10 protein-coding genes are annotated in these 12,605 nt (G+C 75.8%); 6 read left to right on the forward strand and 4 right to left on the reverse strand.

Annotated elements, in window-relative coordinates:
* Positions 1-36: 36 nt before the first annotated feature.
* Genes KIN34_RS14890 through KIN34_RS14905 form a run of 4 tightly spaced genes read right to left on the reverse strand, consistent with a single transcriptional unit; the run spans position 37 to position 5,439 of the window.
* Positions 37-1,077, reverse strand: a complete 1,041-nt coding sequence (locus KIN34_RS14890) for a GmrSD restriction endonuclease domain-containing protein (RefSeq protein WP_307858274.1) — start codon at positions 1,075-1,077, stop codon at positions 37-39.
* Between the two features lie 60 nt (positions 1,078-1,137).
* On the reverse strand, positions 1,138-2,190 hold the full coding sequence (locus KIN34_RS14895) for an NAD-dependent epimerase/dehydratase family protein (protein WP_214352624.1): 1,053 nt from the start codon (positions 2,188-2,190) through the stop codon (positions 1,138-1,140).
* A 55-nt stretch (positions 2,191-2,245) separates the two neighbouring features.
* Complete coding sequence (dinB, locus tag KIN34_RS14900; protein WP_214352626.1) at positions 2,246-3,460, reverse strand: DNA polymerase IV; 1,215 nt, start codon at positions 3,458-3,460, stop codon at positions 2,246-2,248.
* Between the two features lie 44 nt (positions 3,461-3,504).
* The gene (locus KIN34_RS14905; RefSeq protein WP_214352628.1) at positions 3,505-5,439 is read right to left on the reverse strand and encodes a DUF4914 family protein; all 1,935 of its coding nucleotides are present in this window, start codon (positions 5,437-5,439) and stop codon (positions 3,505-3,507) included.
* A gap of 227 nt (positions 5,440-5,666) precedes the next feature.
* On the opposite strand from KIN34_RS14905, the gene KIN34_RS14910 reads away from it, so the two are divergent.
* The 6 genes from KIN34_RS14910 (at position 5,667) to KIN34_RS14935 (ending at position 12,584) form a co-directional block, all read left to right on the forward strand.
* On the forward strand, positions 5,667-6,704 hold the full coding sequence (locus tag KIN34_RS14910) for a phosphodiester glycosidase family protein (RefSeq protein ID WP_214352630.1): 1,038 nt from the start codon (positions 5,667-5,669) through the stop codon (positions 6,702-6,704).
* 5 nt (positions 6,705-6,709) lie between these two features.
* Entirely contained in the window at positions 6,710-7,873 is a 1,164-nt protein-coding gene (locus KIN34_RS14915) for a glycosyltransferase (protein ID WP_307858275.1), read from the forward strand.
* 9 nt (positions 7,874-7,882) lie between these two features.
* A complete protein-coding gene (locus KIN34_RS14920) occupies positions 7,883-9,355 on the forward strand; it encodes a glutamate synthase subunit beta (protein ID WP_214352634.1) in 1,473 nt (490 codons plus the stop codon).
* A gap of 106 nt (positions 9,356-9,461) precedes the next feature.
* Positions 9,462-9,758 carry a DUF1905 domain-containing protein gene (locus KIN34_RS14925; protein ID WP_214352636.1) on the forward strand — a complete coding sequence of 99 codons (297 nt, stop codon included), beginning with the start codon at positions 9,462-9,464 and terminating at the stop codon, positions 9,756-9,758.
* A gap of 272 nt (positions 9,759-10,030) precedes the next feature.
* Positions 10,031-10,915, forward strand: a complete 885-nt coding sequence (locus tag KIN34_RS14930) for a glycoside hydrolase family 6 protein (RefSeq protein ID WP_214352638.1) — start codon at positions 10,031-10,033, stop codon at positions 10,913-10,915.
* 406 nt (positions 10,916-11,321) lie between these two features.
* Positions 11,322-12,584 (forward strand): S1C family serine protease, encoded by a 1,263-nt coding sequence (locus tag KIN34_RS14935; protein ID WP_214352640.1) that lies wholly within the window; start codon positions 11,322-11,324, stop codon positions 12,582-12,584.
* Positions 12,585-12,605 lie beyond the last annotated feature (21 nt).

The raw sequence follows: 12,605 nt of genomic DNA on the forward strand, positions 1-12,605 counted from the left end.
CCGGACGGCCGCGGCACCCGCACCGGCGGTCGCGCGTCACTCGCACGCGATGCCGTCGTCGTCGCCGTCCATCCCGGAGCGGTACCCGGGCTCGCCGCGGTGCAGCGGCGCGGCACCGGCCTCCCGGGCGGCCGTGCAGCTCTCGTAGTAGACGTCCGACGAGCCGGTCGGGTCGCCGCCGTCGCTCGGCTCGACCTCCGGCTCGGACGGGGCGGCCGGCGGCGTCCAGCCGTTCGACGACGCGTCGGGGAGCGGCTCGTCGGGGCACGCCTGCAGGACGCGGGCGATCGCGTCCTGCTCGGCGCGCGTCACCCACAGCCCGTACGCGCTCTTGACCTCCACCTGCCGCGCCACGTACGCGCAGCGGTAGGCCGTGTTCGGAGGCAGCCACGTCGCGGCGTCGCCCGCACCCTTGCGCTGGTTGAGCGGGCCGTCGACCGCGAGCAGGTTGAGCGGGTCGTTGCCGAAGCGCACCCGCGTCGCCTCGTCCCACCGCTGCGCACCCTTCTGCCACGCGTCGGCGAGCGCGACGACGTGGTCGACCTGGACCGCCGACGAGGTCGCGACCCCGCGGACGAACGCGATCGTCCGTCCCGAGTACGGGTCGGCGAGCGAGCCGGTCGCCACGAGGCAGCCCGTGGGTCGCAGGGTCACGTCGGACAGGTCGCGCAGCAGGATCTCGTTGCGCGTGTCGCAGCCGTCGCCGTCGAGGTCCTCCACGTCGTAGCCGAACGCCCCGCGGTCGTAGCCCGTGAGCGGGGCGCGGCCCTTCACCGGCAGCGTCGCGAGCAGGGCGAGAGCGGAGCCCGTCTCCGGGCTCGCCGCAGCGGTGCCCGTCGGATCCGGCGGCGCCGGCGCGGGCGTCGACGTCGGGCCGGGAGCGCCGATCGTCGCGGCCGGGGTCGACGAGGCCGTGGAGCCCGGGCCGTCGGTCGGGGTGCAGCCCACCACGAGCACGACGACGAGCGCGCCGACGAACGCCACGACGGCGCGCCGGTTGCCGGCTCGTCGGCGGTGCGGGGCGCCCGGCAGGAGGCCCGGCACGGCCGTCGGCGGGTGGGTCGGCTCAGCGGTCACGGGGAGTGGATCGGCACGACGAGCCGTGCGCACGAGCCGTCCGCGGTGTGACGCCGGACCTCAGCTCCCGTCCCGGTCCGCGGCTCCCGGCCCTGCGGCCCGGGCCAGGAACCGGTCCTCGGCGGCGTACGCGAAGAAGTCGCCCATGGCCTCCATCCGCACGAAGCCCGGGAAGGCCTCGCGCCAGTCGGCGCCGCCGCGCACCTGGGCCACCAGCCACTCGACCGCCGCCGGCACGGTCTCGGCGTAGCGGCCGGGTGCGACGTAGCCCAGGGTGGCCGCCGCACGGTCCATCGCCAGCACGACGGGCCGGGGCACCGCCCACGGCGTGAGCCCGACGCCGTCGACCGGCTCGCCGGGCACGGTCACCGTCCGCGACGTGACGCCCATCGCGGCGTCGACCGCGGCCGCGATCTCGGCGACGGTGGGCGCGTCCGGGTCGGCCGCGTTGAGGACGCGGTCGCCGGGGGCGGCTGCGGCCAGGCGGACGAGCTCGCCCAGCACCCGGGTCGAGGTCGTGGCGAAGCGGCTGGCGCCGTCGAAGGCCAGCACCCGCACGTCCCGGCCGTCCAGCACGCGCTTGACGAAGGTCCACTCGCGCGGCTGGCGGCAGCCGGGTCCGTGGATCGCCCCGGGGCGCAGCACCGTCGTCGGCACCGGCCCCTCGAGCCACGCGCGCTCGAGCGCGACCTTGCCCGTCGCGTAGGTGTCGCGTCCCGGCTCGACCGTCGGCTGGTCCTCGGTGACCGGGACGGGGAAGTCGGCGAACTCCTCGGTCTCGAAGCCGCCACCCCGCCCGTCGACGTAGACCGCGGCCGACGAGACGACGACGGCCGACCCGATGCGGTCGGCACGGGCCAGGAGCGGCGCGGCGTCCCGGTCGTCGTACGCGACGACGTCGACGAGCGCGTCGACGCCGGTGCCGAGCGCCTCGTCGAGCGCGCTCTCGTCGTGCCGGTCCGCCACCACCGGGACGGCGCCCAGCCCGGACGCCGTCTCCGCGCCCTCGGCCGTGCGGACCAGCGCCCGCACCGACCAGCCGTCCGCGACCAGCGCGGGCACCGCCGCGAGGCCGATCTGTCCGCTGCCACCGATCACGAGTGCCGTGCGCATGCGCCCAGGCTAGGCGCGTCGGCGTCCCGGGGAGACGCGACCCGGCGCGAGTCCGCTACGGGTCGGGCAGCAGCGGAGCCTCGATGCCGGCGCCGCGGTGCAGCAGGCTCGCGCGGGTGAGTGCCCGGGAGCCGAACCGGTCGGCGAGCAGGTCGGTCGCCGCGTCGAGGCGCTCGCGGGCCGCGGCGGGGTGGGCGGCGTCGAGTGCGAGGGTCTGCTGCACGGCCTCGTCGGACCCCAGGCCGGTGAGCGCGACCCCGACGAGCGTGATCCCGCGCGCCCGGACCAGCGGCGACGCGGCGTCGAGCAGCGCGAGCGCCGCGGCCGCGAGCTCGTCGCCGCTCGCCGTGGGGAACGGCAGCGACCGCGAGCGCGTCGCGCGGGAGAAGTCCGCGAACCGCAGCCGCAGCACCACCGTGCGGGCCGTCCGGTGGCCGGCGCGCAGCCGCCGGCAGACGCGGTCGACCAGCCCGAGCAGCGCGGCGCGCACGGACGCGTCGTCGTGCGGGCCGGCACCGAGCGCGCGCTGCGCACCCACCGAGCGCCGCGACCGGTCGGTGACCACCCGCGCCGGCGTCCGGCCGTGGACCACGGCGAACAGGTGCGACCCCGCCGCCGGTCCCAGTGCGCCGCGCAGGACCTGCTCGGGCAGCTCCGCGACGTCGCCCGCGGTGCGCAGACCCCACGCGCGCAGCCTGGCGGCGGTCGCCTCGCCGACACCCCACAGCGTCTCCAGGGGCAGCGGGTGCAGGAACGCGGCCTCGTCGTGCGGCTCCACCAGCAGGAGGCCGTCCGGCTTGGCGACGCGGCTGGCGACCTTGGCCAGGAACGGCGTCCGGGCGACGCCGACGGTGATGGGCAGCCCCACCTCCTGGCGCACCCGGTCCCGCACACGGCGGCCGATCTCGACCGGTGGCGTCGGGTCGAGGTGACGCAGGCCCGCGACGTCGAGGAACGCCTCGTCGATCGAGACGCCCTCCACCTGGGGCGTGACGTCCCGGAACACCTCGAACACGGCCCGGCTCGCCTCGAGGTAGGCCTCGAAGCGGGCGGGCACGACGATCAGGTCCGGGCACAGCCGGCGCGCCTGCCGCCCGCCCATCGCGGTGCGGACCCCGCGCCGCTTCGCCTCGTACGACGCGGCGAGCACCACCCCGCCGCCCACCGCGACCGGACGGGAGCGCAGGCGGGGGTCGTCCCGCTGCTCGACCGACGCGTAGAACGCGTCGAGGTCGGCGTGCAGGATCGTCGCGCGCGCTCCCGGGTCCACGAACACATGTTCGACCCGACCGCCGACATCGCGCCAGCACCGGCTCAGACGTGCAGCGGGGTCAGCGCCTCGTAGTCCTCGACGGCGCCGTCCTTGAGCACCACCTCGATGATCGCCCGGCCGAGCGGGTCGAGGTCGTCCGTCAGGTACTGCGCGAGCTCGGCGCGGAAGAACGACGAGATGACCCGCGCGCCCTCGTCGTAGGCGTCCACGCCCACCTGGGTCTGCTTCTCGGGGGCGAGCCACGTGGGACGCACCAGCTGCCCGTCGAGCTTCATCTCCCGCAGCGCGTACCCGAAGAGCGCGCACCGCGCCGGCACGAGCTGGTCCCGGCGCAGCCGCCCGCCGCCGCGGCGGGCCAGGTACTCGCGCGTGATCCACTCCGCGGCGAACCCGACGCGGTACGCGCCGACGTGCTGGTTGGGCGTGAGGACGTAGCGCGTGCGCGACGCGTCGACGAGCTGGCGCAGGAGGAGGTTGGCGGCGGCGACCTTGGTGCCCGTGGCGAACGGCCAGTAGGAGCCGACGCCCTCGGAGACCATGCCGCCGTGCGCGATCACCGTGGCCTCGGACCGGGACTCGCCGATCGACGGGTTCTTGTCCCCGCGCGGCGCGATCAGGCGCCACACCCAGGCGAGCGCGGGCGGCACCACGTGCGTCACGCCCATGATCCCGTAGGTCGGGTGCTCGCGGGTGCACGCCGGCATCCGCACGCCGAAGGTGCGCACGTCCACGTGCTCGGGCCGGGACACCACGTTGCGGATCATCCTGCGGTCGATGACGACGCGCGGGTTGGGGCAGGGGGCGCCGCTCGAGTCGAGCGTGTGCTCCCACGGCAGCGCGGTCGCGTCGGGCACGCCCTGGATGTTGAGGAAGACGAGCGGCTGCTCGGGGTGGATGCACGCGCGCTCGAACGCGACGTCCTCGCCGTAGGACCGCAGGTTGTCGACGCGGACGAACCAGCCCGCCTCGGCGTCCGCGATCACCAGGCGGCCGTCCCCGTCCTGCAACGACGCGTGGCAGAGCGTCATGTCGTCGGTGACCGGCGCGAGCGCGCTCGACTCGGCGAGCGTGATGACGTACGGCTCACCCGTCACCACGTTGGTGCCCATGAGGATGCGGCCGTCGTCCTGCCGGCGGAACTCTTGGCACATCTCCGACTTGCCGCCGCCCGACGCGCCCTCGTGCATGATCACGGTCTCGTTGTCGTACGGCGTGGTGACGCGCACCGCGGAGGCGTGCGCCGTGACCCAGCCCTCGGCCTGGCCGATGTCCAGGAGCACCGAGAAGACGCCCTTCTTGGCGCTCGGCCCGGGGTACAGGTTGTACGCGAACACCTCGTGCAGGTCCGGCGTGCGGTCGTGCACCACCGCCTGCCGCCCCGCGAACGCGGTGTGCCGGAACGGCGGCGCGACGTACAGGACGGACCGGGGCGTGAGCTCGCCGTGCTGCGCCTGCAGCTCCTCGAAGGTGACCCAGCCCTGCAGGTCGACGAGCGTGAGCGCGAAGAACGCGGCGTTGAGCGGCACCAGCGCGAGCGACGGGTACCCGTACGTCGGTCCGCCCGCCATGAACGGCACGACGACGAGCTCCTGGCTCCCGAGCCACTCGAGCGTGCGCGTCTTGAGCGGACCGAACTCCTCGCCGTAGACGTCGCGGAAGCGCGGCTTGTCCGTGGGCAGGTCGTCCGCGATCCGCATGCAGTCCGGGTCCCGGCGGCGCAGGTAGTCCTCCGGGTAGTTGACCGCGATGCCGTTGCGGCAGCGCGTCACGGTCGCCTCGACCACCCTCGTCGGGCCCTCGTCGGACGCCACGTCCACGTCGTACGCGACCTCGTGGACCGGCCCGCCGGCGGGGCCGAGCGCGAGGCGGTAGAGCTCGTCGCGCGTCGCCGGGACCACGACACGGGGGCTGGCCTCGATCGCGGCGCGCACGGCCGGCGGCAGACGGACGGCGGACAGCTGGGGTACGGGACCCACGGGTGCTCCCTTCGTCGGGGGACCGCGGGGCGACGTCGACGTGACGGGCACCGCACCTGCTCGCGATCCGCGCGTGACCCGCAACGTACGGCCGCGGAGACCGCGCGACCTGGGACCTGGGTCACACTCCCGGTGCCGAGTGCCCGCCGGGCCGCACGGCAGGACCCACAGCGCAGGCCCAGCCCGCACCCACCGTCGCACCAGGTCGGGTCCGTAGACATCAGGGCATGCAGAGACCTGACCCCTCCCGCCGGCGCCGGCTGCGCCGCGTGCTCGTCACCTCGGGTGCCGTCGTCGTCCTCGCCGTCGGCGGGACGGGGGCGTGGGCACTCGACCGGTTCGTCATCGACCACGTCGAGATCGCCGACGTCGACGCGTACGTCGCGGCGCAGACCGCCGACGGCTCGACCGGCACCTCGACCGGCACCTCGACCGGCACCTCGACCGGCACGGCCACGGGCACCTCGTCCGACGGCGCGGCGAGCACGGGGACGCTGACGGACACGTCCTACACGTCCGACGACGCGAGCATCACGATCTCGACGGTCACCACGGGCAGCGGCGACGACACGGTGACGTACTACGTCGCCGACGTGGTGCTGTCCGACGCGACCGTGCTCCGGTCGGCGTTCGCGAACAACGAGTTCGGCACCAACATCGTCGAGGACACCTCCGACATCGCGGCGGACAACGACGCGGTGCTCGCGATCAACGGCGACTACTACGGCTTCCGGGACACCGGGATCGTGATCCGCGACGGCGTCGTCTTCCGCGACGAGGGCGCCCGCGAGGGGCTCGCGTTCTACCGGGACGGCCACGTCGAGGTGTACGACGAGACTGCGACGACCGCCGACGAGCTCGTCGCCGACGGCGTGTGGAACACCCTCAGCTTCGGTCCCGCGCTGCTCGAGGACGGCCAGGTGCTCGACGGGATCGACGAGGTCGAGGTCGACACCAACGTCGGCAACCACTCGATCCAGGGCGCGCAGCCCCGCACCGCGGTCGGCGTGGTGGACGACGACCACCTGGTCCTCGTCGTCGTCGACGGGCGCAGCACGGGCTACAGCCGCGGCGTCACGATGACCGAGCTGGCCGGGATCATGCAGGGGCTCGGCGCGCAGACCGCGTACAACATCGACGGCGGCGGCTCGTCGACCATGGTGTTCGGCGGCGAGCTGGTCAACGACCCGCTCGGCCGCGGCCAGGAGCGAGGCACGTCGGACATCCTGTACGTCGGCGGGCTCTCGTCGGCGACGGCCGGGTGATCGCCGTGGTCGTCCTGATCCCCGCCTACGAGCCCGACGAGCGGCTCGTCTCCCTGGTCGTCCACCTGCGTGCCGCGCGGCGCGACCTGCCCGTCGTGGTGGTCGACGACGGCAGCGGACCGGCGTTCAGCGAGGTGTTCCACGAGGTCGCGGCCACCGGTGCCACGGTCCTGCGGCACGACGAGAACCGCGGCAAGGGCCGCGCCCTCAAGACCGGGTTCGCGCACGTGGCGGCGCGCCACCCTGGTGCTCCGGTCGTCTGCGCGGACTGCGACGGCCAGCACACGGTGTCCGACGTGCTCGTCGTCGCCGACCGTGCGGCGCGCGGCGACGCCGACGTGGTGCTCGGCGCACGCCGGTTCACCGGGGAGGTGCCGCTGCGCTCGCGGTTCGGCAACGCGGTGACGCGCGCGGCCTTCCACCTCGGCACGCGGCACCGGGTCCAGGACACGCAGACAGGGCTTCGCGCGTACCCCGGCCGCGTGCTGCCGTGGCTCGCGGGCATCGGCGGTGAACGGTTCGAGTACGAGCTGCGGGTGCTGCTGCGTGCGGTCGCCGAGGGGCTGACGGTGGTCGAGGTGCCGATCGCGACGGTGTACCTGGACGCCAACGCGTCCTCGCACTTCCGGCCGCTGGTCGACTCCGCGCGGGTGTACGCGCCGCTGCTGCGGTTCGCGGCGTCCTCGCTCACCGCGTTCGCCGTGGACGCGCTCGCGCTCGTCGCGCTGGTCGCCGCGACGGACGCGCTGCTGCTCTCGGTGGTCCTCGCGCGCGTGCTGAGCTCGGGCCTCAACTTCGTCGTGAACCGGCGGTGGGTCTTCACCCGACCCGTGGCTCCGCCGAGCGCGACCCGGGGCCGGCTGGGTCGCGAGGCCGCGCGGTACTGGGTGCTCGCGGCGGTCCTGCTCGGTGCCGGGTACGCCTGCCTGTGGGCGTTCACGCACCTGGGGGTGCCGCTGCTCGTCGCGAAGGCGGTCACCGACCTGGGCCTGTTCGTCGTCGGGTTCCAGGTCCAGCGCAGCCTGGTGTTCGCGCACCGCCGGGACCGGTCCGGCGTCCCGCTCGCGGGCCGGCACCCCGCGAGCTCGGCAGCCGGCGCGGCAGCCGGTCGCACGGCCGGGACCGGACCGGGACCAAGGGCGGGCGGCGGGGCCGTGCGGCGCCGCTAGTTTCCCGGCATGGCCGATCCCCGGGGCTTCCTGCGCACGCGCCAGCGCGAGCTGCCACCCGACCGCGCCGTCGCCGTGCGGATCCTCGACTGGGACGAGGTGCACCGGCACCCGACGGGTGACGTCGACCAGCTCGCGGTGCTGCACCGGCAGGCCGGGCGCTGCATGGACTGCGGGGTCCCGTTCTGCCACCACGCGTGCCCGCTCGGCAACCTGGTGCCCGAGTGGAACGACCTCACGTGGCGCGGGCAGTGGCCGGACGCCGTCGCCCGGCTGCACCAGACCAACAACTTCCCGGAGCTCACGGGCCGGCTCTGCCCCGCGCCGTGCGAGTCGGCGTGCGTCCTGGGCATCGGCGCGCAGCCCGTGACGATCCGGAACGTGGAGCTGAGCCTGGCCGAGGAGGCGTTCGACCGCGGGCTCGTCGTGCCGCTGCCCCCGGAGCGGATGACGGGGTGCACGGTCGGCGTGGTCGGGTCCGGCCCGGCCGGGCTCGCCGCCGCGCAGCAGCTCACGCAGGCCGGCCACGTCGTGTGCGTGTACGAGCGCGACGACGCGCCCGGCGGCCTGCTGCGGTACGGCATCCCGGAGTACAAGCTGCCCGCGGCCGTGCTCGAGCGGCGGCTGGACGTCATGCGTGCCGAGGGCACGGTGTTCCGGTGCGGGATCGAGGTGGGGCGCGACGTGACCGTCGACGAGCTGCGCAGCCGGCACGACGCGCTCGTCGTGACGACGGGCGCGACGCTCCCGCGCCCGCTGCCCGTCCCCGGGGCGGCGCTCACCGGCGTGCTGCCCGCGATGGCGTACCTGGTTCCCGCCAACCACGCGGCGCAGGGCCGGCCGGTGCGGGGGGCCGTCGTCGCGACCGGCTGCGACGTCGTGGTGATCGGCGGCGGCGACACCGGCGCCGACTGCGTGGGCACGGCGGTGCGCCAGGGGGCGCGGTCGATCACCCAGCTGGAGATCCTGCCCGAGCCGCCCCGCACCCGGCCCGCGGACCAGCCGTGGCCCGTGTTCCCCGCCCTGTTCAAGGTCTCCTCCTCGCACGAGGAGGGCGGGACGCGCGCCTTCGCGGTCAGCACCACCGAGATCGTCGGGGACGACGAGGGGCGCGTGGCCGGCGTGCGCGTCGTCGGCGTCGAGCGCGCGGCGGACGGCGCGCTGCTCCCCGTCGCGGGCACCGAGCGGGTGCTGCCCGCGCAGCTCGTCGTGCTCGCGCTGGGGTTCACCGGCCCCGAGCCCGCGCTGCCCGCCGCACTCGGGCTCCCGCTGGGGGAGCGCGGGGCGATCCTCCGGGCCGACGACTACTCCACCGCGGTGGACGGCGTGTTCGTCGCGGGCGACTGCGGGCGCGGGCAGTCGCTCGTGGTGTGGGCGATCGCGGAGGGGCGCTCCGCGGCGGCCGCGGTCGACCGCTACCTGACGAGCTCGACCGCGCTCCCGTCCCCGGTCCGCCCGTCGACGCATCCCCTCCAGGCCTGAGCCCCGCCCCCACCCCGCCCACCGAATCCGTCGCCGCGGGCGTCGAAGCGGGCCGGAGAGAGCAGGGTGGTGGGCCGGTGTCGGTGGGGCTGGGGATGATGGGGGCGTGGAGTTCGAGTTCGAGGCACGGCTGCGGCTGTGGGACGCCCGGAAGAGCGACTCGTGGACGTTCGCGGACCTTCCGACGAGCGTCGCCGACGAGATCGCGGACGAGGCCGAGGGCGTGGCGCGCGGGTTCGGCTCGGTGCGGGTCGAGGTCACGATCGGCGCGACGACGTGGCGGACCTCGATCTTCCCCGGGGCGACCACGTACGTGCTGCCGGTGAAGGCCGCCGTCCGGCGGGCGGAGTCGGTCGAGGCGGGTGACGTCGCGCGGGTGCGGCTGCGCCTGGTGGACGTCTAGCCGTTCGACGAGGGACGGTGCCGCAGTGACGCGTCGCGGCCGGGTCGCTACCCTCGCGCCGTGACCGTACGCCCGCCGCGCAGCACCGCGCGCGCTGTCCTCCCCGCCCTCCTGCCCGGCGCGGCGCTCGTCGCCGCACTCGTCGTCGGGCTCGTCCCGCGCACGCGGCCGACGGGGCGCCGGGAGCCTCCGGTCCAGCCGCCGCGACGAGCGCTGCCCTCGCGACGAACGCGTACCCCGCGACCGCGCCGCGGCTCCGGCAGCCGCTCTACGTGGACCGGACGACCCAGGCGCACGACGCGGTCGCGGCCGCGCGGGCCGCGGGGCGGACCGGGGTCGCGACGAGCCTGCAGGTCATCGCGTCGGCGCCGCAGGCGATGTGGGTGGGCGACTGGTACCCGACCGCGAGCGTGCGGTCGACCGTCGCGAGCTACGTGCGGAAGGCGCGGGCCGCCGCGAGGACGCCGCAGCTCGTGCTCTACGCGATCCCCGGGCGCGACTGCGGCAGCTACTCGGGCGGCGGCCTGGACGAGACGACGTACCCGCGGTGGGTCGCGCAGGTCGCCCTCGGCCTGCGGGACGGCGCCGTCGGCGGGCGCAGCCAGGCGCTCGTCGTCCTCGAGCCCGACTCGTTGATGATGGACTGCGGCAGCGCGGCGTTCGACGCGCGGCGCAACCGGCTGATGAGCGACGCCACCGCGCGCCTCGCCGCGACCGGTGCGTGGGTCTACCTCGACGCGGGCCACTCGAACTGGCGCACGGCGTCGGACACGGCCTCCCGGCTGCGCGCCGCGGGCGTGGCGCGGGCGCGCGGCTTCTTCACGAACGTCTCGAACTACAACGCGACCTCGCGCGAGAAGTCGTACGCCCAGGCCGTCGCGCGCCGGCTCGCCGCGAGCGGCCTGGGCGCGGGGCACCGGCACTACGTCGTCGACACCTCGCGCAACGGGACGGCGAGCGCGGACGGGCAGTGGTGCAACCCGCGAGGCCAGGGGCTCGGCGTGCGGCCCCGCGCGGTGCAGGCGGGCTACCAGCTCGACGCGCTGCTGTGGGTCAAGCACCCGGGGGAGTCCGACGGGACGTGCAACGGCGGTCCGGGCGCCGGCCAGTGGTGGGAGGACGTGGCGCTCGAGCTCGTGCGCAACCGCGTCCGCTGACGGGACGCCGCGCCGGCCGCCCGACCGCGGCACGCCCGCGCGCGAACTCACAGGCGGGTCCGACGCGGCTCCCAGCCGGCTCCCGGGTTCGCCGGGTGACATGGCTCCCAGAGCGCCAGACGGGCGCGACGGAGGGACCACGACCATGACCGACACCACGCCCCACGGCTCCGACCGCACCCCCGACGACGCGGCCCGCGACGGGTCCGGCCCCGTCCCGCCGCACCCCCTGCCTCCGGTTCCCCTACCCCCGGTTCCCCTGCTTTCGGCCCCCGTCCCGGGTGCGGCCGCGCCGGCACCAGCGCCAGGGCCTGCACCCGCGTCGTCGGCTCCGGCGCCGGAGTGGGCGGTCCCCGCGGCGCCCGCGCCGGCCGAGCACCGCGTCGCGACGTGGAAGCTCGTCGCGATGGGCGTGGCGCCCGTCGCGATCGCCGCGGTCGTCGGCGTCGGCGTCCTGGGTGGTCTCCACGCGGCGGACGGTGCCGCCACCTCGTCGGGCACGGGCGTGACCGCGCAGCTCGAGCCGGCGGACCCCGGCACCGATGACGGCGCGGCGGGCGGTTCCGACGGCTCCACGGGTGATGGCTCGGGTGCGCAGCCCGGCCAGGGCGGCGAGGGCTGGGGCGGGCCGAGCGGTGACGGGCTCGGCGGGCTGGACCAGGCGCCGGGCGCGTCGGACGGGCTCGGATCGGGTGCGCTCGGCGGGTCGCCGACCGGCGCGGTCCCCGCGGACGCGGACCAGCAGGTCGGCGTGGTGACCATCGTGACCGAGCTCGGGTACTCCGGCGGGAGCGCGGCCGGCACGGGCATGGTCCTGAGCGCCGACGGGCTGGTCCTGACCAACAACCACGTGGTCGACGGCGCCACCGCGATCGAGGTGACGGTCGAGTCCACCGGGCGGGCCTACACGGCGACGGTCGTCGGCACGGCGCCGGACTCCGACGTCGCGCTCCTGCAGCTCGAGGACGCGTCGGGCCTCACGCCGGTCGACATCGACGACGACGGCGGGGTGACCACGGGCGACGAGGTGACCGCGATCGGCAACGCCGAGGGCACGGGCGACCTGGTCGCCGCCGCCGGCACGGTGACCGCGACGGACCAGACCATGACGGCCTCGACCGACGGCACCGACTCGGAGACCCTGTCGGGCCTGATCGAGCTCCAGGCGGACGTCGTCTCGGGCGACTCCGGCGGACCGGTCGTGGACGACGAGGGCGAGGTCGTCGGGATCACCACGGCCGCCTCGAGCGGCTCGACGACGACGGTCGCGTACGCGATCGACATCCAGGACGCCCTGGTGATCGCGCGGCAGATCGAGGCGGGCGACGCCTCCGAGGGCGTCACCATCGGCTACCCGGCCTTCCTCGGGGTGTCCCTGGCCCAGGCCGCGACCGGGCCGGGGGGCGCGCTGGGCGGCACGGCGGACGGCACGACGAGCGGCGCGATGATCGCGGGCGTCGTCGACGGCACCCCCGCCGCGCTGGCCGGGCTGGCGGCGGGCGACACCATCACCGCGGTGGACGGCACCACGATCGGGTCGGGCGACGAGCTGTCCTCGGTGCTCGCCGGGTACGCGCCGGGCGACGGGGTGACCCTCACCTGGACGTCGGGCAGCACGGGCGGGACGCGGACGGCGACCGTCACGCTCGCCGAGGGCCCCGCGAACTGAGCGGGTGCCGACCTCGTCGTC

Origin of the sequence: Cellulomonas fulva (assembly GCF_018531375.1) — a bacterium.
GTDB classification, from domain to species: domain Bacteria; phylum Actinomycetota; class Actinomycetes; order Actinomycetales; family Cellulomonadaceae; genus Cellulomonas; species Cellulomonas fulva.